The organism is Streptomyces sp. cmx-4-9, assembly GCF_046548835.1.
Lineage (GTDB): Bacteria > Actinomycetota > Actinomycetes > Streptomycetales > Streptomycetaceae > Streptomyces.
Window position 1 is genome coordinate 429399 of the sequence record NZ_JAEBEE010000007.1, and the last position, 20026, is coordinate 449424.

22 protein-coding genes are annotated in these 20026 nt (G+C 71.4%); 4 read left to right on the plus strand and 18 right to left on the minus strand.

The window, feature by feature from the left end:
- Window positions 1-7: 7 nt before the first annotated feature.
- The 3 genes from ACLJTM_RS23570 to ACLJTM_RS23580 form a co-directional block, all read right to left on the minus strand.
- The gene (locus tag ACLJTM_RS23570) at window positions 8-331 is read right to left on the minus strand and encodes a nuclear transport factor 2 family protein (RefSeq protein WP_411105670.1); all 324 of its coding nucleotides are present in this window, start codon (window positions 329-331) and stop codon (window positions 8-10) included.
- Between the two features lie 137 nt (window positions 332-468).
- A complete protein-coding gene (locus ACLJTM_RS23575) occupies window positions 469-1362 on the minus strand; it encodes a polysaccharide deacetylase family protein (protein WP_411105671.1) in 894 nt (297 codons plus the stop codon).
- Between the two features lie 243 nt (window positions 1363-1605).
- Complete coding sequence (locus ACLJTM_RS23580) at window positions 1606-3252, minus strand: MDR family MFS transporter (RefSeq protein WP_411105672.1); 1647 nt, start codon at window positions 3250-3252, stop codon at window positions 1606-1608.
- 121 nt (window positions 3253-3373) lie between these two features.
- Here ACLJTM_RS23580 and ACLJTM_RS23585 point away from each other — a divergent pair, with 121 nt between their 5' ends.
- The gene (locus tag ACLJTM_RS23585; protein ID WP_411105673.1) at window positions 3374-3958 is read left to right on the plus strand and encodes a TetR/AcrR family transcriptional regulator; all 585 of its coding nucleotides are present in this window, start codon (window positions 3374-3376) and stop codon (window positions 3956-3958) included.
- 57 nt (window positions 3959-4015) lie between these two features.
- Here ACLJTM_RS23585 and ACLJTM_RS23590 read toward each other — a convergent pair whose 3' ends face one another.
- Window positions 4016-4438 (minus strand): nuclear transport factor 2 family protein, encoded by a 423-nt coding sequence (locus ACLJTM_RS23590; RefSeq protein ID WP_411105674.1) that lies wholly within the window; start codon window positions 4436-4438, stop codon window positions 4016-4018.
- Window positions 4439-4551: 113 nt separating this feature from the next.
- On the opposite strand from ACLJTM_RS23590, the gene ACLJTM_RS23595 reads away from it, so the two are divergent.
- Window positions 4552-5109 (plus strand): TetR/AcrR family transcriptional regulator, encoded by a 558-nt coding sequence (locus ACLJTM_RS23595; protein ID WP_411105675.1) that lies wholly within the window; start codon window positions 4552-4554, stop codon window positions 5107-5109.
- Here ACLJTM_RS23595 and ACLJTM_RS23600 read toward each other — a convergent pair.
- The 14 genes from ACLJTM_RS23600 to ACLJTM_RS23665 all read right to left on the minus strand — a co-directional run bounded on the left by ACLJTM_RS23600 (window position 5084) and on the right by ACLJTM_RS23665 (window position 16317).
- Complete coding sequence (locus tag ACLJTM_RS23600) at window positions 5084-5719, minus strand: OmpA family protein (RefSeq protein WP_411105676.1); 636 nt, start codon at window positions 5717-5719, stop codon at window positions 5084-5086. The two genes, ACLJTM_RS23595 and ACLJTM_RS23600, sit on opposite strands and share 26 nt — an antisense overlap.
- A 4-nt stretch (window positions 5720-5723) precedes the next feature.
- Window positions 5724-6125: a hypothetical protein gene (locus ACLJTM_RS23605; RefSeq protein ID WP_411105677.1), complete on the minus strand. Its 402-nt coding sequence runs from the start codon at window positions 6123-6125 to the stop codon at window positions 5724-5726.
- Between the two features lie 220 nt (window positions 6126-6345).
- Window positions 6346-7014 (minus strand): pilus assembly protein TadG-related protein, encoded by a 669-nt coding sequence (locus tag ACLJTM_RS23610; RefSeq protein WP_411105678.1) that lies wholly within the window; start codon window positions 7012-7014, stop codon window positions 6346-6348.
- Window positions 7014-7259, minus strand: coding sequence for a hypothetical protein (locus ACLJTM_RS23615; RefSeq protein ID WP_411105679.1), 246 nt, complete (start codon window positions 7257-7259; stop codon window positions 7014-7016). The genes ACLJTM_RS23610 and ACLJTM_RS23615 overlap by 1 nt, the downstream gene beginning before the upstream one ends.
- A 110-nt stretch (window positions 7260-7369) precedes the next feature.
- Window positions 7370-8053, minus strand: a complete 684-nt coding sequence (locus ACLJTM_RS23620) for a response regulator (protein WP_411105680.1) — start codon at window positions 8051-8053, stop codon at window positions 7370-7372.
- Entirely contained in the window at window positions 8053-9309 is a 1257-nt protein-coding gene (locus tag ACLJTM_RS23625; protein ID WP_411105681.1) for a sensor histidine kinase, read from the minus strand. Before ACLJTM_RS23625 ends, ACLJTM_RS23620 begins: the two co-directional genes overlap by 1 nt.
- A 2-nt stretch (window positions 9310-9311) precedes the next feature.
- Window positions 9312-10205 (minus strand): DUF5936 domain-containing protein, encoded by an 894-nt coding sequence (locus tag ACLJTM_RS23630; RefSeq protein WP_411105682.1) that lies wholly within the window; start codon window positions 10203-10205, stop codon window positions 9312-9314.
- 13 nt (window positions 10206-10218) lie between these two features.
- Window positions 10219-11157: a type II secretion system F family protein gene (locus ACLJTM_RS23635; protein WP_411105683.1), complete on the minus strand. Its 939-nt coding sequence runs from the start codon at window positions 11155-11157 to the stop codon at window positions 10219-10221.
- Window positions 11154-12500, minus strand: coding sequence for a CpaF family protein (locus tag ACLJTM_RS23640; protein ID WP_411105684.1), 1347 nt, complete (start codon window positions 12498-12500; stop codon window positions 11154-11156). Before ACLJTM_RS23640 ends, ACLJTM_RS23635 begins: the two co-directional genes overlap by 4 nt.
- Window positions 12497-12865 carry a TadE/TadG family type IV pilus assembly protein gene (locus ACLJTM_RS23645; RefSeq protein ID WP_411105685.1) on the minus strand — a complete coding sequence of 123 codons (369 nt, stop codon included), beginning with the start codon at window positions 12863-12865 and terminating at the stop codon, window positions 12497-12499. Before ACLJTM_RS23645 ends, ACLJTM_RS23640 begins: the two co-directional genes overlap by 4 nt.
- A 1-nt stretch (window position 12866) precedes the next feature.
- Complete coding sequence (locus ACLJTM_RS23650) at window positions 12867-13247, minus strand: TadE family protein (protein WP_411105686.1); 381 nt, start codon at window positions 13245-13247, stop codon at window positions 12867-12869.
- A gap of 3 nt (window positions 13248-13250) precedes the next feature.
- Window positions 13251-14573 (minus strand): CpaE family protein, encoded by a 1323-nt coding sequence (locus ACLJTM_RS23655; RefSeq protein ID WP_411105687.1) that lies wholly within the window; start codon window positions 14571-14573, stop codon window positions 13251-13253.
- Between the two features lie 11 nt (window positions 14574-14584).
- Window positions 14585-15286 carry a Flp pilus assembly protein CpaB gene (gene cpaB / locus ACLJTM_RS23660; RefSeq protein WP_411105688.1) on the minus strand — a complete coding sequence of 234 codons (702 nt, stop codon included), beginning with the start codon at window positions 15284-15286 and terminating at the stop codon, window positions 14585-14587.
- 8 nt (window positions 15287-15294) lie between these two features.
- Window positions 15295-16317 carry a hypothetical protein gene (locus ACLJTM_RS23665; RefSeq protein ID WP_411105689.1) on the minus strand — a complete coding sequence of 341 codons (1023 nt, stop codon included), beginning with the start codon at window positions 16315-16317 and terminating at the stop codon, window positions 15295-15297.
- 407 nt (window positions 16318-16724) lie between these two features.
- Between ACLJTM_RS23665 and ACLJTM_RS23670 the strand changes: the two genes are divergently transcribed.
- Entirely contained in the window at window positions 16725-18422 is a 1698-nt protein-coding gene (locus ACLJTM_RS23670; protein WP_411105690.1) for a chitinase, read from the plus strand.
- 125 nt (window positions 18423-18547) lie between these two features.
- On the plus strand, window positions 18548-19885 hold the full coding sequence (locus tag ACLJTM_RS23675) for a M14 family metallopeptidase (protein WP_411105691.1): 1338 nt from the start codon (window positions 18548-18550) through the stop codon (window positions 19883-19885).
- Window positions 19886-20026: the final 141 nt, after the last annotated feature.

A 20026-nucleotide genomic window follows, 5' to 3' on the forward strand; every position in this document is an offset into this window, starting at 1 on the left:
CGGGTGGTCAGGCCTGGCCGGTCTCGAAGCGGCTGATGCGGCCGTCGTCGGTGACGAGGAACCGCCAGGCGGTCTGCATCTCGCCCCAGGTGTCGTTGCGGTAGCCGACGACCAGTTCGCGGCCGTCCGGGGACTGGGACCGCACGTCCATGTGCCCGCCGGAGGAGAAGACCTCCTTGTCGGTCCACTGGCCGAGGTCGCGGTCCGAGCCGTCGTCGGACATGGTGGCGCCGGGGGCGAGCAGCGCGTGGAAGGCTTCCCGGTCACCGGCGTTGACGGCGGTGACGAAGGCGCGGACGGCGGGGTCGGTCAGCTGGCCGGGGTCGATCACGGGGGCTCCTGGTGTGCGGAGGGACGGGTGCGCGACCAGGGAACACCGTGGACGGGACCGGGCCGTCGACCCTCACCCGTTCGCCGCCGGACGGCGTGTCAACGGCCGGGGGGGGCACACCGGGCCGCCGGGCGGGGTCAGGACGGATCGGGTGCGGAGCGGACGGGGAAGCCGGTCGGGCGGCCCTGGTCCTTCAGCCAGCACAGCACCCGGTCGAGCGCCTCGACGGTCTGCGACCGGTTGCCGCCGCCGTCGTGGAAGAGCACCGTGGGGCCGTTGCGGAGTTCCTTCTTGACCGCGTCGACGATCGCGGCGGCGCCCGGCTTGTCGAAGTCCTTGGTGTCGACGTTCCAGCCCAGGGGGCGCATGCCGTGGGCGGCGGCGATGCGACGGCTGTCGGGGGTGAACGCCCCGCCGGGGGCCCGGTAGTAGGCCACCTCGGCCGCGCCGCCCGCGGCCTGCTCGATCCGCTGCTTCGCGTCGAGGATCTGCTGTTCCTGGTAGGCGACCGGCTTCTTGTCCATGGCGGTGTCGTGGTCCATGGTGTGGTCGCAGAGCCGGTGGCCCGCCGCGGCGATCCGCCGGACCAGGTCGGGATGGGCCTCGGCCTGCGGCCCCACCATGCAGAAGGTGGCCTTCACGCCGTGGCGGGCCAGTGCGTCGAGCACCTTCGGGGTCCAGCGCGGGTCCGGACCGTCGTCGATCGTGATGTTCACCGCGGCCCCGCCGGCCTCGGACGCGTGGGCCATCCCCTCGGGCACTTGCTGCTGCGGCCGTTGCTGCTGCGGCTGCTCCTGTTGCCGCTCTTGGCCCTCTTGGCGCTCCTGCCGGCCGTTCGGACCCGCGGCCGCGTCGCTCTGCCGGGACACCTCGTGGTGCGCGAGGGTGTGGCCCGGGTCGAAGAGGGCCGTCACCGCCCCTGTGGTCACTGCATCGGCGAGGGCCGATGCCGCAACGGCCGCACGGGCCCGGACGATGCGCTGCTCCGTACGCGGTGCACCGTGCGTACCCGTCGTCTTGTGCCTGGTCATGCGGGCGTCCACTTCCCTCCGCCGTGCGGGATCCACCTGGTGGGCGTTCTGTGGATCAAGACGTCCGTCCCCGTCGGGGGGTTCCCTCCAATTCCGTATAAATTCTGCGTAATGGGACGTAACCCCTTGACCATCACCCCATCCTGCCCCGGCGCATCCGGGTGAAACAGGGCGTACGACGCAGGCCCGGCCTCGCAGGATCGGTGGATCCTGCGAGGCCGGGCCTGCGTCGTACGCCTACGGTCAGTGGGCGAGGGACTCCTGCGGGGCCGGGGTGCTCGCGCCGCCCTTGCCCTCGCCGCCCTCGCCGTCGGCCGCGGCCGGACCCGCACCGCGCAGCGGGATCTCCTTGACGAACCACGCGGCCAGGAAGCCCAGGAGGGCGATGCCCGCGCCGAGCAGGAAGGCGGAGTGCGTTCCGGCGGCCACCGCGTGCTGGTACGCCTCCCGCACGGCCTCGGGCAGCTTGGCCAGGCTCGCCGCGTCCAGCTGGGCGGAGCCGGCGGCGCCGGCGGCCTCGGGACCGAGGCGCTCGGCCATGGTGTCCGTCACCCGGGAGGTGAAGAGCGAACCCATCAGGGCCACGCCGAACGAGCCGCCGAGCGTACGGAAGAGGGTCGAGGAGGAGGACGCGACGCCCATGTCCTTCATCTCGACGCTGTTCTGCGCGACCAGCATGGTGATCTGCATCAGGAAGCCGAGCCCGGCGCCGAGGATGGCCATGTACACGCCGGAGATCAGACGCGAGCTGCCGGTGTCCATGGTCGCGAGCAGGAAGAGCCCGACGACCATCAGCGCGCCGCCGAGGATCGGGTAGATCTTGTACTTGCCGTTGCTGGTGGTGGCGCGGCCGACGACCAGCGAGACCACCATCATCGACAGCAGCATGGGCAGGAGCAGCAGCCCGGAGTTGGTGGCGGAGGCGCCCTGCACCGACTGCTGGAACAGCGGGAGGTAGACCACGCCGCCGAACATCGCGAAGCCGACCAGGAAGCTGATCAGGGACATCAGGCTGAAGTTGCGGCTGCGGAAGATGTGCAGCGGCATGACCGGCTCGGCGGCCTTGGTCTCGGCGTAGAGGAACGCGGCGATCGACACGACACCGAGCACGATCAGGCCGATGACCTCGGCCGAGGCCCAGGCGTACTCCGTACCGCCCCAGGTCGTGACCAGCACGGTCGAGGTGATGGCGACGGTCAGGAGCGCCGCGCCCAGGTAGTCGATCTTCGGGCGTGTCCCGCCGGTCCGCTTCGGGAGGTGCAGCACGGCGGTGACCATGGCCAGCGCGACCGCGCCGAGCGGGAGGTTGATGTAGAAGGACCAGCGCCAGCCCCAGTGGTCGGTGATGGTGCCGCCGACCAGCGGGCCGCCGATCATGGCGAGGGCCATCACGCCGGCCATCATGCCCTGGTACTTGCCGCGTTCGCGGGGCGGGATCAGGTCGCCGATGATCGCCATGACGCCGACCATGAGACCGCCCGCGCCGAGGCCCTGGATTGCGCGGAACCCGATCAGCTGCCCCATGTCCTGGGCCATGCCGCTGAGCGCGGAGCCGATCAGGAAGATGACGATCGAGGTGAGGAAGGATCCCTTGCGCCCGTACAGGTCGCCGATCTTGCCCCAGATCGGGGTGGAGGCCGCGGTGGCCAGTGTGTACGCGGTGACCACCCAGGAGAGGTGCTCCAGACCGCCGAGCTCGCCGACGATGGTGGGCATGGCCGTACCGATGATCATGTTGTCGAGCATCGCCAGCAGCATCGCGATCATGAGCGCCATGAGCACGACCCGCACGCTGCGCGGCTTCGGCCCCTCGGCGCCTGCCGCCTGGGTGCCTGCCACCTCCGCGTCCACCTCCCCCGAGGTCTTCGTCGTCTTGACCGTGTCGCCCATGTCCACTCCCCTGGCACGTCTTCCCGCACCGGCACTTACTTGCCGCCCGGCTAGTTCACTACACTGGGGACGGTAGACCGGTCACTAGCCGGGCGTCAAGTAAGTAACTTCGAGGAGACCCATGACCAGCAGCGGTCCGCAGCAGCGTCGCGGAAACACGCGTCAGCGCATCCAGGACGTCGCACTGGAGCTCTTCGCCGAGCAGGGCTACGAGAAGACCTCGCTGCGGGAGATCGCGGAACGGCTGGACGTCACCAAGGCCGCGCTGTACTACCACTTCAAGACCAAGGAAGACATCATCATCAGCCTCTTCGAGGACCTCACCAGGCCCATCGACGAGCTGATCACATGGGCCGAGGAGCAGCCGCCCTCCCTGGAGACCAAGCAGGAGGTGCTGCGGCGCTACAGCCGGGCCATGGCGGCCGGCGCCCCGCTGTACCGCTTCATGCAGGAGAACCAGGCGACGATGCGTGAGCTCAGCATCGGCGAGACGGTCAAGAAGCGGCTGTTCCGCCTGGTGGAGCTGCTGCGGACGACGGACGGCCCGCTGACGGACCAGGTCCGCTGCGTCAGCGCCCTGTTCACGCTGCACGCAGGGATGATGTTCCTCCAGCACGTGGAGGGCGACCCGGAAGAGACCCGTCAGGCCGCCCTGGAGGTCGCCATCGACCTCATCACCCAGGCCCACCACGACCAGCCCTCCTAGGCAGGGGCGGGGTCAGCACAGGCGGGGTCAGCACAGGCGGGGTCAGCCCGGGCGGGGTCAGCCCAGGCGGCGCTCCGCGGCCTCGATCGGGATGTCGTTGATGCTGGCCTCGCGGCGGCTCATCAGGCCGTCCGCGTCGAACTCCCACTGCTCATTGCCGTGGCTGCGCCACCACTGGCCGGCCGCGTCGTGCCACTCGTACGCGAAGCGCACCGAGATGCGGTTGCCGGTGTGGGCCCACAACTCCTTGCGCAGCCGGTAGTCGAGCTCGCGCTCCCACTTCTCGGTCAGGAAGGCGCGGATCTCGGCGCGCCCGGTGAGGAAGCGGTCGCGGTTGCGCCACTGCGAGTCCTCCGTGTAGGCGAGGACCACCCGCTCGGGGTCCCGGCTGTTCCACGCGTCCTCGGCGGCCTGCACCTTGGCCCGTGCGGACTCCTCGGTGAAGGGGGGCAGGGGCGGACGCGGTGCGGTGGGGGCCATGGCGGGCGATCCTCTCGACGCGGCGACCGGTGGAGAACGAGCGTTCTCCCGGTGGGGGACACGATAGAGAACGGCCGTTCTCCCGGCAAGCGGTTCTGGTCTACGCTGCCTGCATGGCTGCCCTCATGGACGACGACGAGGCCCGCACCCGGCTCCTGGACGCGGCGGAGGCACTGTTCTACGCCGAGGGCGTCCAGGCCGTCGGCATGGACCGCATCCGCGCGGCGTCGGGAGTCCCCCTCAAACGCCTCTACCGGCTCTTCCCCGCCAAGGAATCCCTGGTCACCGCCTACCTCCAGCGCCGCGACCAGCGTTGGACCGCCAGCCTGCGCGCGGCGGTGACCGCGGCCCCCGACCCGGTGGCGGCGGTGTTCGACTGGCTGGCGGCCTGGTTCTCGGAGCCGGACTTCCGCGGCTGCGCCTTCCTGAACACCTTCGGCGAACTGGGCTCCGGCCCCGCCGCGGTGCTGGACACCGTACGCCGCCACAAGGCGGACCTACGGGCCCTCCTCGGCGAGGTGGCCGGTCCGGGCGAGGACGCCCTGGCGGACCAGCTCCTGATCCTGGCCGAGGGTGCCACCGTGGTGGCGGCCCTCGACCCCGGCCCGGAACCCGCTCACCGGGCCCGGGAGGCGGCCGCGCTGCTCATGCGCTCCCGCGCGGGAAAGTGATCTCGACGCGCCGGTTCTTCTTGCGGCCTTCCTCGGTGCCGTTGTCGGCGATCGGGTAGTCCTCGCTGTAGCCGCGCACGTCGAAGACCACACTCGGGTTCGTCACGGTCTTGGCCAGCTCCGCCTGCACGGCGTCGGCCCGCTGCTTGGACAGCTCCTTGCCGTGCTCGTAGCTTCCCTGGTCGTCGGTGAACCCGAAGACCCGCACCCGGGTCGCCTTCTGCTGGTTGATCTCGTTGGCGATGGCCTGGATCCGCGCGGCGGCCTGGGCGTTGAAGACGGCGCTGTTCTCGGGGAACAGCACCTCGGACTGCAGCGCCATCATGACGTTCTGATTGGTCTCCTGCCGCCGCTGCTCCCCACCGAGGTCCTCGACGACCTCGGCGATGTCGAGCACCTTGACGGGGGCGAGCGTCCCGCCTTGGGGGATCTTCAGCCCGGGCGAGTTCGAGTCGATGGCCACGGGCGCGGCGGCGGACGGCTCGGTGCCGGGCGGTACGGACGGCGTCACGTCGTCGGCGTGGGCCGCTGTCGCGCCGATGAGGTGGGCGCCGGCGATGACGAGGGCAGAGACCGCTGTGGCCGCTGCCACTCGATGGCATGTTGTCATGGGGTCACCCCGAGATCTTGACGGTGGCCGTGGCGAACGTGGGCAGGCTGAACTCGACTTCGGTGGTCGAGCTCGGCGGGGCGGGGAACTGTGCGAAGAAAGGCACCACTTGCCCCGGGGCGACACTGGAGATCCCCGTCGTGCACAGGCACCGCGCCTCGGTGTCCCGTAGTACGTAGTAGCGCTTCTTGCCCGCCTTGTCGACGAGGGAGGCGCCGGCCACGGATTCTCCGCTTCCCTTGAGTTCGTTGCCGCGCCACGCGGAGGTTCCGGCGAAGGACTCGGTGCCGGAGTTCTTGATCTGTCCGTTGATCGTCAGGAAGCCTCCCGCGTCACGCTGCAGAGAATTGATCTCCAGCGTCATGCCGCTCGCTCCGCTGACCGTGGCGATCACCTGGGTCGGCACAGGGGACTGGCTCCCACTCGGAGCCGGGTCCTGCGTACCTGACCCCTGGGTCTGCGGTGTCGTCGACTTCTGCGGCTCCTTAGGCTCGTTGCCGTCGTCACCGCCACACCCGGCCAACGCAAGAGCCACGACCGCTGCACTCACCACGGCCACTCCCCCACGGACCTTCGCCTTGCGCCGCATGCTCATCTACGAACGTTCCCTTGTCTCTCGATCCCTGTCAGCTGACGAGTCGCACACTGAACAGTCTTCTGGTCCACGCGGTGAGCGAGCCCGGCTTCAACGGATTCAGCTCCACCAGCTCGCCCCCGCAGTTGAAGGTCACCGACGAGGCGGGCGGCGGGGGGGCCGACGTGGGCGATGGCGTGGGTGTCGGCGACGGACTGGCCGTCGGCGCCGGGGGCGTGGGGCTCGGCGTCGCCGCCGCAACCAGGAAGCACCTTGATTCGATCAAAGCCGTGGCTTCGGCCGTCCCGTGCATGCTGTCCGTACCCGGTATCACGGAATTCCCGACCGACTCCTCCGTCTCCACCCTGACGGTGAACCGTGGGAGCGCGGGCTCACAGCTCGCTGTCGCGCCGTTCTTCGCCGCGAAGGCCTCCGCGGCCGCGCAGGCCGCGCCCTCCCTGAAGAAGCCGCCGTCGATGATCCGTTTCCAGTCGGCGGGTTCCATGGCGACAAGGTCGAGGCCGAGGAACACCTGGTCCCTGGCCTCACGCCCCGCAGCCAGCGCCGCAGCGTCCGCCGCGCCCTGCGCGTCGCTGCGCCGCACCGAGGCCTGGCCGACGACGAAGAAGGCGAGCGCCGCGAAGAGCAGGCCCGCCACCACCACGATGTAGATCGGGAAGGCCTGTCCTCGATCGGGCGAACGCCGTCTACGCGACGCCATCAGCCGGCTTTGATGTCCTGCACCGCCTTCTTGATCCTCGTCGTGATCTCCGTGCCGACCCCCGAGCCGACGATCGCTCCCACGATCACGATCACGACCAGGATGATGCCCAGGTACTCGAACGCGGTCTGGCCGCGGTCGAGGCCCGCATGGCGCTTGCGGATCCGGGTCACGGCTGTGTCCGCCCAGCCGTTCACACGGATCCTCGCCTCGACGGTCGCCTTCAGCAGGGTGTGGTGCGACATGAGGGGTCCCTCCCGGTCGGGTGCCGCTGTCGATTTGCGGACAGTACGGCCAGTCACCAGTCGTTACCAAGGGTCCCGGGGCCCAATTACGGACCCACTGCGCACGCTGTCTACCCATGACCGGTCACTCCTGGACGGGCGGTTCCCAGCCAGCGGGCTATGGCCTCGCTGCGGGTCGTGCTGTGGAGCTTCGCGAAGATGCGGTTGATGTGGTTCTTGACCGTCTTCTCGCTGATGAAGCAGGCGGCGGCGATCTGCTGGTTGCTCATTCCGGACGCGATGAGGTCCATGATCTCCACTTCCCTGGAACTCAGGCCGAAGGCAACAGAGTTGTGCAGCCGCTCCGAAGACTGTCCCACATTTCGTTGCGTTTGCGAAGGGGTACGGAGCTCTGCGAGAAGGGCGCTTGCCGCCGTCGGCGTGAAGTGCGGGCGGCCTTCGCGGACGTCACGGACCGCTCGCAGCAGGTCGTCGGCGGTGAACTCGCCGTGGACCAGGTAGCCGCCCGCGCCCAGCAGCAGTGCCTCGCGGACGATGTCGGCCTCCTGGCTGTACGTCAGCATCAGCACCGGAGCCAGCCGGACCAGGTGCGGCAGGGCCGAGATGCCGTCCACGCCCGGCATCCGCACATCCAGCAGCACGACGTCCGGCGCGTGCCGCCGGGTCAGGCTCAGTGCCTCGCGGCCGTCCGCGGCCTGGGCGACCACCTCCAGGTCGGGACTGGTCGTCAGGAGCGCCGCCAGGCCCGCCCGGACCACCGGGTTGTCGTCCGCGATCAGGACCTGGAGCGGCATCACGGACTCCGCTCCGGGGACAGCGCCGCGACCAGCAGATCGAGGCGGACCAGGGTGCCCGGGCCGGCCGCGCCGGGACCGATGTGGAGGGCCGCTCCGATCGCGGCGGCGCGTTCCGCCATGCCGACCAGCCCGAAGCGGCCGGCGCGGCGCAGCGCGGCCAGGTCCGTACAGGAGGCGGGCAGGCCGCACCCGTCGTCCTCGACCGTGACGGTGAGCCGGAGGCCGTCCGCCGCGGCGCCGACGACGACCTGCCGCGCCCGCGCGTGGCGGCGTACGTTCTCCAGGGCTTCGGCGACCACGGCCACGACCTGGCGGGCCACCGCGGAGGGGACGACCGGCAGGACGCCCGACACGGTGAACCGTGCGTCGCCGCCGCTGCACAGCGCCCGCAGTTCGGGCGCGAGCGAGACCCCCGGGGCGTCCAGGTCGAGGTCGCGGCGGAGGTCCGTCAGCAGGGTCCGGGATTCGGCGGCGGCCCGGCGGGCCGCCGCGGCGACGAGTTCGGCCTGGCTCCGGACGGCCGCCGGATCAGTGGTGCGGGCCAGGGCTTCGGCCGCGAGCGCCAGACCGTGCAGGGTCTTGGAGACCGAGTCGTGCATCTCCCGGGCCAGGCGGTCGCGTTCGGACCGGACCGCCTCGGTGACCGCCAGTCGGGCCCTGGTCTGGGTCAGGGCACGGCCGGCCTCCCCGAAGCGGAAGAGCAGCTCGCGCAGGCAGGCTCCCGCGGCCCCGGCCAGCAGGCACAGGGTGGACAGCGTCAGCCCGTCGGCCAGGGCCCCCACGGCGACCGCCTGGACGGCCGCGTACGGGGCGGAGCCGCGCCAGCCGTGGACCAGGCCGGCCAGCAGCGGGGTGCACACGCAGACCAGACCCAGCGGGGACTCGGGGGTCGCCGTGATGAGCAGCAGCCCGCTGAGGGCCATGTCGGGGGCGAGCAGCCAGCGGTGGCGCAACAGCAGCGGGCCGAACCGCTCCCAGTCGCGGAACAGCGCGTACGAGACCATGAACGTGAGCAGCACCGCCCCGCCCACCAGGTACGCCGGGCCGCCGGCCGCCGCCCCGCCCAGTGCCGGCGGGGCACCCAGCGCGATCATCACCATGCGGAAGGCGAAGACCTGCCGGCACAGCGCCTGGAGCGCGTTCACCTGCAGGGACAGTTCGGCCGCGGTCGGGGCCGGCCGTCCCGGTCCGCGTCCCGAACGTCCGCGCGCCGTCGGGGCCGCGCGTGCCGTGATGCCCAGGGGGGCCGCCATCCTCAGCCCCCGCCGAACAGGGCGCCGAAGTCGACGTCCGCGCCGTAGACGAAACCGCAGACGAGCAGGATCAGCGTGCCCGGCAGCATGAACATGGTGACGGCGAAGGTGGCCTTGGGGACCGCCCGGGCCGCGCGCCGGCGGGCGTTCTGGGCGTCGGTGCGGCGCATGTCCTCGGCGATGGCGATGAGCGTCTCCACGATCGGGGAGCCCAGTTCCTCGCCCTGCTGGAGTGCGGTGACGAACTGGGCGACCTGCTCGGAGTCGTTGCGGCGCCGCAGTTCGTCGAAGGCCTGGCGGCGGCTGACACCCATGTCCATCTGCTGGAGGGTGATGCGGATCTCGTCGGCCCAGGGGCCCTGGTACTTGCCCGCGACCCGGTCCAGTGCCTGCCGGAAGCCGAGGCCGGCGCTCACGACGACGGCGAGCACGTCCAGGAAGTCCGGCAGGGTGCGTTCGATGTGGTCGCGGCGGACCCGGATCGCCGACCACAGTCCGGCCTCGATCCAGAACAGTCCGAAGGCGACCATCAGCAGGGCGGGCACCAGCCGGCCGTTGAGCAGCATCGAGAAGGCGCCGACGGCGCCGAGGAGCCCGTACACGGCGCGGCGCGCCGCGTAGCGGTCGATGGTCAGGCCGGCCGGGTTGCCCGCCATGTCGATCTGGCGGCGTTTGCGCGCCACCTGGTTCGGCCCCATCAGCCGCAGGACCAGGGGGGCCCAGCGGATGCCCAGGCGGTCGACGAGGGAGCCGACGGCGGTGGTGCGGGTGGCGCCGACCTCCAGGGCGAGGGCGAGGTCGGTGGGGAGCTTGACGTCCGCGCGGTAGAGGCGGATGCCGTGGAAGATGCCGAGGACGGACACGGCCACGGCCAGGGCGAGGAGCAGTTCGGTCATCGGCGGGCGCCCCTCACACGTCGATCTTCGAGAGGCGGCGGATGAGCAGGAAGCCCAGCGTGAACAGCCCGAGTGAGACCAGGACGGCGGTCTGGCCGATGAACGCACCCGTCATGCGGTCCAGTGCTCCCGGCATCATCAGGTCCACCAGCAGCAGCGATCCCAGGCCCATGGCGGGGACCAGGTAGGCGGTCACCGTCACCTGGGACAGCTGGGTGCGGATCTCACGCCGGGTCTCCTTGCGCTGTTCCAGGGTGACCGTCAGGTTCCGCAGGCTGTCGACGATGGCGCCGCCCGCCCGCGCCGACAGGACCAGGGTGGAGACCAGCACGACCAGTTCCCGCGAGGGCAGCCGCTGGGTCAGTTCGCTCAGGGCTTCCTCGATGGAGTGGCCGACGGCGAGCCGGTCGGCGACGCGGGCGAGTTCCTCGCCCGCCGGGGCCTCCAGTTCCTCGGCTGCGATGCCGATGGCCGTACGCAGGGCCAGTCCGGCCTGGGTCGCGTTGGCCAGGATGCGGGCCAGTTCGGGGAGCTGGTTGATGAACCGCTCGGTGCGGCGCGTGCGCTGCCAGTTGAGGAAGGCGTTGGCCGCCCAGATGCCGATCGCACCGGCGACCGGGCCGAAGAACGGGGCCAGGAGCGAGGCGGCGATCAGCCACACCGCGGTGATGCCGGCCAGCATGGCGACGAAGAACTCACCAGGGGTCGTGTCCATGCCGGTCGTCGCCAGCTTCAGTTCGATCCGGCGGCCGAACGAGGTCGTGCGCAGTCGCCGGTCAAGGCCCGCGAAGCGCCTGCGGCGGCCGGCCGGCGCCGGTATTGCGCTCGCCGAGAGCCGTTCGATGAGTGCGGCCCGCTGCGCCCGGCCGGCGGAGTAGGCGTGCACGCCGAGGACGACGAGCAGGCAGGCCAGGAGCGCGGCGCCGAGGGTCAGGAGGACGAGTGGGTTCACAGGACGGTCCGGGTGGTGCGGGCGGTCAGGGGGTCGTCCGGCCGGGCGACGCCGAAGGCCTGCGGAATCGGCTGGTTGTGCATGTAGAGGCGCTCGGCGATGCGCCGGGGCAGCGGGTAGTACGCGAAGTGGCCCTGGACGCGTCCGTCCGGGCCCATGGGCTGGGCGGTGAACCGGCAGACGGTCGTGATCCGGAAGGGTTCGCGGCCGTGGGATTCGAGGATGGAGATCTCCGTGACGCGGCGCGAGCCGTCACCGAAGCGGGTCAGCTGCACGATGACGTTGACGGCGCTGTTGATCTGATCCTGGAGCGCTTCGAAGGGGATTTCGACCTCCGACATGGAGGCCAGGGTCTGCAGGCGCATCAGGGCGTCCTCGGCGCTGTTGGCGTGCACCGTCGCGAGGGAGCCGTCGTGGCCGGTGGACATGGCCTGGAGCATGTCGAGGGTCTCGCCTCCGCGGACCTCGCCCACGATGATGCGGTCGGGGCGCATGCGCAGGGAGTTGCGGACCAGGTCGCGGATGGTGATCTGGCCCTTGCCCTCCACGTTCGCCGGCCGCGACTCCAGGCGGATCACATGGGCCTGTTGGAGCTGGAGTTCGGCGGAGTCCTCGATGGTGATGATCCGCTCCCCCTCCGGGATGAGGCCGGAGAGGGCGTTGAGCAGGGTGGTCTTCCCGGTGCCGGTGGCCCCGGAGACGATCACGTTCATCTTCGCCTGGACCAGCCCCGACAGCAGGAGCAGCATCTGCTCGTCGAGCGAGCCGAGGGCGATCATCTCGTGCAGGGTGAAGGCGCGGGGGAAGCGCCGGATCGTGAGGGTGGCGCCGGTCAGGGAGAGCGGCGGGATGATGACGTTGACGCGCTCACCGCTGGGCAGCCGGGCGTCGACCATCGGATTGGCCTCGTCCACCCGCCGGTTGACGGTGGACACGATGCGCTCGATGGTCTGCATCAGCTGCTCGTGCGAGGCGAAGCGCAGCGGAAGCTGCTCCACGCGGCCGGCCCGCTCCACGAAGATCTGGTCGGGGCCGTTGACCATGATCTCGGAGATCGACGGGTCTTCGAGCAGTGGCTCCAGCACACCGAGGCCGAGGGCTTCGTCGACGACGCGGCGGATCAGCTGGGCCCGCTCGACGGTGGACAGGACCGGGCCTTCACGGCTGATGATGTGGCCGAGTACGCGCTCCAGCCGGGCCCGGCGCTCCGCGGGCGCGAGCGCGGACATCTCGGCGAGGTCGATCTCCTCCAGCAGTTTCGCGCGGTAGGAGGAGACCAGTCGGCCGTCCTCACGCGGACTGTGCCGGTCGTCGGGGGTGCCGACCCGGGAACGCAGGCTCATGGTCCGAACACCTCCGGGTCGTCGTTGGGCATGACCGCGGTGGCCACCGCGTCGTCCAGGCCGAGCCCGGGGACGATCGAGTTGATCCGTATGGTGGCCACCGCGGTCACCGCGTCGGCGTTCTTGCTCACGTCCACCGTCGCGCCCAGGCTCGCCTTGACCGCCGCTTCACCCGCGGCCTTGCCGCCGGAGCCCTTGCGGGCCTCCACGCGGGCGGCCGTACGGGCGGCGGTGTCGGCCTGCTCGTGGACGTACGCCACCCAGCCCAGCTGGATCCCGCACAGCGCGACGAACAGCAGGATCGGTACGAAGCCGATGTACTCGATCGCCACCTGGCCCCGGTCCGACCGCGTCCGGTTCCTCATGTCACTTCGCCTCCTTCTCCATCGCCGCGCCGCCCGTGCCGTCGATCGAGCCGAAGCCGAGCGAGGGGTGCAGGACGGGGATGCTGAGCTCGACCGTCGCCTTGTAGATGTCGCCCTGCTCACCGCAGACGACCTTGAGGTTCCAGGCGCCCCCCACGTGCTCCCCCGCCGCCGCCGCGCAGGCCGCGTCGCCGTGCACCGCCCCTGCCCGCGCCGCCTCGTCCGCGGCGTTGCCCGCCAGGGAGAACGCGTACCCGATCAGGACGCACTCCCAGACGGCCGCGACCAGCAGCAGGATCAGCGGCAGCGTGCCGACGAACTCGACCGCCACCTGGCCGCGGTCGCCGCCGGGGCGGCTGCGGCGGGGGCGCGCCGCGGGCACCGGTCAGCCCTCCCGGCCGCGGCGCAGGCGGGCCACCGGGCCGGAGGCGCGGACGGCCAGGGAGCTGCCGGGCGGGCCGCCGGGGCCGGCCGGGGCGGGGATGCCCGCGGAGTCCAGGGCCTTCGGGGAGCCGGGGGCGCCGGCGTGGGCCTGGGGGGCGGCCAGGAGGCCCAGTTCGCCTGCGAGGGCCCACAGGGCCTGTTTCACCGTGGAGCGGTTGTCGAGGTCCTGGACCCGGCCGGCGTCCACCACCGCCTGGAGTTCCTTGAAGGCGGCCGGGACGGGGGTGCGGGTGGCGCGGGTCTTGGTGATCTGCTGGATGAGGGCGGGCTGGATCTCGGTGTGCCGGCTCCAGCGGTTGACGACCATCGCGGTCTCCTCGGCCTTGCGTACCTGGAGCCGTTCCCACATGCGGACCATGCGCTTGGCCGCCCGGACCGCGACCACGTCGGGGGTGGTCACCAGCACGGCGGTGTCGGCCAGTTCGACGGCGGCTGCGTTGGCTCCGGTGACCTGGGTCCCGCAGTCGACGACGACGAGTTCGTAGCGGCTGCGCAGGGCGGCGAGGACGTGCCGGGCGGCCCGGTCGTCGACCTCCTCGCCGCGTTCGCCCTCCGCGGGCGCCAGCAGCAGGGCGAGGCCGGTCCGGTCGTCGTAGACGGCGTCCTGCAGGACCCGCGCGGAGATGTCCTGGATCCCGGCGAGGTCGGCGATGGAGCGCCGGAACTGGACGTCGAGGTAGGAGCCCACGTCCCCGGCCTGGAGGTCGAGGTCGACCAGTGCGGTGCGCCGTCCCGAGGCGGCGGCTGCCAGCGCGAACTGCACGGCGGTGAAGGTGGTGCCGACGCCTCCCTTGGCCCCGGTGACGGTGACCACCCGGCCGCCGGGCCCGGCGGGCACCTCGGGCCCGCGGCCCAGGTGGCGGCGTACGCCCACGGACCATTGGGCGGCGGCCTGGACGCGGGCGGCGAGTTCCTCGTAGGTGAGGGGGAGGCCGATCAGGCCGCGGGCGCCGGAGTCCATGGCCGCGGAGAACAGGGCCGGTCCGGCGTCGGAGGAGACCAGCACCACCCCGACGGCGGGGAAGCGCAGGGCGACCTCGCGGACGAGTTCGAGTGCGGGCAGCGGGCCGATCCGCTCGTGGACCAGGACGACCTCGGGGAGCTCGTCGACGGACTCGGCGGCGAACCGGCCCAGGGTGTCCAGCAGGGTGGTGGAGTCGGGGACCGGGGGTGCTGGTTCCGCGGCGGGCAGCTGACTGAGGAGGGTGGCGATGACGCGCGCGGCGTCCGGGTCGCCGACCGCGGGGAGGATTCGGGTGGTCATCCGGGCCTGCCTTACTTGTCCCCGTCGAGGGTGTACGTGCGGTCGCCGGCGCTCGGCGCGGAGTCGGTGCCGGGGGCGACGAGGGCCAGGCGCACGTGTTCCGCGAAGGACTCGGCGTACGCGACGCGCTGGGTGTCCTTGGTGCCGAGGGCGAAGGTGATGGGCACGGCCTCGGCCGGGCCGCTGCGGTCGCTGTTCTTCTCCAGGGCGGTGAGCTTGCCGACGCCCAGGACCCGGGCGTTGGCGACGATGATCACCGAGCGCGAGGGATCGGTGTCCTTGGCCCCCTTGAAGGTGGCGATGATGTTGACCTTGGCCCCCGAGGTGATCTTGCCCGCCACACCGGTCGCCGCGTCGATCATGATGGCGATCTCCTGCTCGCCGGGCTGCAGCTGCGGCCGGTCGACGAACATGTCCGACTGGAGGAGCGAGCCCTTCTTCAGGGTGGTGAGGGCGATCTTGTCCCTGAGGGCGCCGAGGTCGGTGACGGCCGTCTCGGAGAGCCACCGCTTCGGGATGCTGACCTCCTCGAACTGGCCTTCCGCCAGCGGGCTGTACGGGGCGATGTCGCCCTTGGCCCGGTAGGCGACGACCTCGGCTCCGACCTTGGAGTTGACGTCGCCGATCACGACGAGGACGCCGGCGAAGGCCCCGAGGGCGCACAGGACCGACAGGAGCAGCAGGATGACGCCGCGGCGCTGGCGTGAATTCATGGGCCTTACTACCTCGCCGTTCTTCGTTCGATCGTGCGTGCGGGCCGGGCGGTTCGGAGGGACCGGGTGGACCGCTCGGGGCCGGGCCCGGCGGTGGCGGGTCCGGTCGGGGGCGGGGGCGCCGTGAGCGGTGCGGAGCAGAAGGCGCAGCGGTCGCCGATGAGTTCGAGGCCGCACCAGCGGCACGTGTCGCGGCGGACCGAGGCGACCAGTTGGTAGAGGACGTTCGGGTCGGGGATCCCGGCGGCGAACTCCACGAGCTTGGGGGTGCCCCACCAGGCGGGCGAGTCGGCCGGCAGCGGGTTCTCCATGACCCCCTGCACCTGCCAGGCGGGGGCCAGTTCGGCCGCGACCCAGTCGGAGGCGAGCTGGCCGCGGGCGAAGGTGAGGTGGGTGGCGAACTCGGGCCCGGGGGGCAGCGCCGGGCCTCCGCCGTGCGGACCGGGTGCGGCGTGCGAGCCGTGAGATCCGTGCGCCCCGCGGGAGGCCTGGTTCCCGCGGGAGGCCTGGTTCCCCCGCGCGTTGTGCAGCCTGACCAGGTGCGGGGCCGGGTGGGCGAGGACGGCGAACTGGGCGCTGGGAGACCAGGACCTGGCGTGCGCCTTGAGCCCGACGGGGATCCGGTCGAGCTTGGCGACCGAGCCGAGCAGGGCGCCCGCGTAGATGTAGTGGGACAGCAGCCGGCCCGCGGAGGCGATGACCCCGGGGCTGAAGTCGCAGACGCTGAGCTGCCGCAGCTGCCGGGCCAGCAGGGCGGTGCCCAGCGGCGGCAGGTCGGTGTCGAGCAGCGCCATCCGGTCGGTTTCCAGGATGGCCCGTACGGTGTGCAGCCGCTGCACGGCGGCGCGGGGCAGCCAGGACGGCACGAGGGCCACGAGATGGCCGTGCCCCTCCAGCAGTGCGGCCGTCTCGGCCACGGCGCCCGGCAGGTCGAGCTGCTCGGGAGGGTGCAGGACGGTGGCCCCGGGTGTGTGCCGGTCAGGGGCCGGAAGCACCAGATCTGCGCTGGTGACAGCGATGGCGGTCGGCACGCGAGTCCCCCTGTTCACCCCGTACGCCACGAACCCCGCGGTGCGCCCGTCGCGGGCGCGCGACGGACCCGTCCCGTGCTCACCCGTACGCGCACGCCCTGCGCGACCGCAAACGCCCCCGGCTCTCGCCGGGAGTGCCCCGGACGTCCTTCCCCCTTGCTCCAGCACCATATCCGCGACTCCCGTGGCGGGGCAGGGCCTTGGGGATACCCGTGCCCTGAGCACGTGTCACAGGTGGCCGGAAACCCGGACAACAGGGATCGGGCGCCCGACCATTTCACGCCAGATTGCGCAGACCCTTGACACGAGGATTGGTCTGGACCAACTTGGCACCGCAGGCCCTGCACCACCCGTCCCCACCGGGTCGGCCTCACCCGCACCCCTCCCCTCCCCCCACCGGAGCCCACGTGAACCGCATACGCTCCCTCGCCCTCCTGGGCGCCGCCACCCTCGCCGCCGGCGGGCTGACCGCCCTGGCCACCGGCACCGCGCAGGCTGCGGACGTCAATGTCGCCCGCAACGGCGGCTTCGAGTCCGGCCTGGCCGGCTGGTCCTGTTCGGGCGGCAGCGGCGCCGCCGTCACCTCCCCCGTCTTCGCGGGCGCCGGCGCGCTGAAGGCCACGCCGGCCGGCTCCGACAACGCCCGCTGCAGCCAGACCGTCACGGTCAAGCCGAACTCGACGTACACGCTGAGCACGCAGGTGCAGGGCTCGTACGTGTACCTGGGCGCGACCGGGACGGGCACCCAGGACGTGTCGACCTGGACCCCCGGCTCGGGCTCCGGCTGGCAGAAGCTCTCCACCACCTTCACCACCGGCCCCGGCACCACGCAGGTGACCGTCTACACGCACGGCTGGTACGGCCAGCCCGGTTACACCGTCGACGAGTTCAGCGTCTTCGGCCCGGACGGCGGCGGGGGCACCGACCCCGGCCCGTCCGTGCCCGGCGCCCCGGCGGGGGCAGCCGTTTCCGGCCAGAGCGCGAACGGCCTCACCCTTTCGTGGAACGCCGTCGGCGGGGCCGCCGGCTACCACGTCTACCGGGACGGGGTCCGCGTCCAGAGCACGGGCTCGGCCACGGCCCAGATCACCGGGCTCGCCCCCGCCACCTCGTACTCCTTCCAGGTGAGCGCGTACAACGCGGCGGGCGAGGGCCCGCGGTCGGCGCCGGTGACCGGTACGACGACCGGCGGCGGCCCCGGCCCCGGGCCGAACCCGGCGGTGCCCAAGCACGCGCTGACGGGCTACTGGCAGAACTTCAACAACGGCGCGACCGTCCAGAAGATCTCCGACGTCTCCGCCCAGTACGACATCATCGCGGTCTCCTTCGCCGACGCCACGAGCACGCCCGGCGCCATCGCCTTCACCCTCGACTCGGCGGGTCTGGGCGGCTACACGGTGGCCCAGTTCAAGGCGGACATCGCCGCGAAGAAGGCGGCGGGCAAGTCGGTGATCCTCTCCGTGGGCGGGGAGAAGGGCACGATCTCGGTCAACGACTCCGCCTCGGCGAACAACCTCGCCAACTCGGCGTACGCGCTGATGCAGGAATACGGGTTCACCGGCATCGACATCGACCTGGAGAACGGGCTCAACCCCACCTACATGACGCAGGCACTGCGCGCGCTGTCCGCCAAGGCGGGGCCCTCGCTGGTCATCACCATGGCCCCGCAGACCATCGACATGCAGTCGACCCAGGGCGGCTACTTCAAGACGGCGCTGAACATCAAGGACATCCTGACCGTCGTCAACATGCAGTACTACAACAGCGGTGCGATGAACGGCTGCGACGGGAAGGTCTACTCCCAGGGCTCGGTGGACTTCCTCACCGCCCTCGCCTGCATCCAGCTGGAGGGCGGCCTGGACCCCTCCCAGGTGGGCATCGGGGTCCCGGCCTCGCCGAGCGGGGCGGGCAGCGGCTACGTCTCCCCCACCATCGTCAACAACGCCCTGGACTGCCTGGCACGGGGCACGAGCTGCGGCTCCTTCAAGCCGTCGAAGACCTACCCGGGGCTGCGCGGCGCCATGACCTGGTCCACCAACTGGGACGCCAAGGCGGGTGGCACTTGGTCCGACGCGGTGGGTCCCAAGGTCCACGCGCTCCCGTAGGCGGTAGGTGTGGGGGTGGCCGGTATCGGTTCAGCGGGCACGGGCAGGTCTTGACCCGGACATGCCACGAGAGCACGCTGAGCGCGTCCGCACGGCTACCCCCACACTCCCACCCAGGAGAACGCATGCGGCTCCACACCCGTCGGAGGGCCGCCGTCACGGCGGCCCTCCTGGCACTCGCCCTCGGCGCGCCCGCCTACGGCATCAGCGCCACGGCATCACCACCGCCCACCCCGTCCACCGCCACCCAGGACGAGGCGATCGTCCAGTACCGGATCCACGGCCCCTCCACGGCCGCCGACCGGACCGCCCTGCTCCGCACGGGCGTGTCGATCGACGAGTCGGACGACCACACGGTCGTGGTCAGCGCCGACACCGGGCAGGCCCGCGCGCTGCGGGCGCTCGGCTACCGGCTCGACGCCCTGCCCGGGCCCCCCGACCGCTCCCTGCCGGGGATCGCGGCGGGCGCCATGGACTTCCCCTCCGCCGACGCCAAGTACCACAACTACGCGGAGGCGACCGCGGAGATCGACCAGCGCATCGCCCAGTACCCCGGCATCATGAGCAAGCGGGTCATCGGGAAGTCCTACCAGGGCCGCGACCTCTTCGCGATCAAGATCAGTGACAACGTCGCGACCGACGAGGCCGAGCCCGAGGTGCTGTTCACCGCACACCAGCACGCCCGCGAGCACCTGACCGTGGAGATGGCCCTCTACCTGCTCAAGGAGCTGGGCTCCAAGTACGGCACCGAATCGCGGATCACCAACGCGGTCAACGGCCGGGAGATCTGGATCGTGCCGGACCTCAACCCGGACGGCGGCGAGTACGACATCGCCACCGGCTCCTACCGCTCCTGGCGCAAGAACCGCCAGCCCAACGCCGGCTCCTCGTACGTGGGCACCGACGAGAACCGCAACTGGAACTACAAGTGGGGCTGCTGCGGCGGCTCCAGCAGCAGCAAGAGCTCGGAGACCTACCGCGGTGCGGCTGCCGAGTCCGCTCCCGAGGTGAAGGCGGTCTCCGACTTCGTGCGCAGCCGGGTGGTCGGCGGCAAGCAGCAGATCAAGGCCTCGATCGACTTCCACACGTACAGCCAGCTGGTCCTGTGGCCCTTCGGCTGGACCTACAACGACACCGCCCCCGGCATGACCGCCGACGACCTCGCCGCGTTCAAGAAGATCGGCACGAGCATGGCGGCGAGCAACGGCTACACCCCGGAGCAGTCCAGCGACCTGTACATCACCGACGGGACGATCGACGACTGGCTGTGGGGCAGCCAGAAGGTCTTCGCCTACACCTTCGAGATGTACCCGTCCAGTGCGGGCGCCGGCGGCTTCTACCCGCCCGACGAGGTGATCGACCGCGAGACCTCCCGCAACAAGGAGGCCGTCCTCCAACTGCTGGAGAACGCCGACTGCATGTACCGCTCGATCGGCAAGGAAGCGCAGTACTGCACCGCGTAGCCCCACCCGGCACCGGGCGGCACGGCCAGGCACGGCCCGGCACCGCGCAGTACCGCCCGGCACCGCGCAGTACCGCCCGGCACCGCGCAGTACCACCCGGCACCGTGCAGTACCGCCCGGTGTCCGCAGTACCGCCGTGGT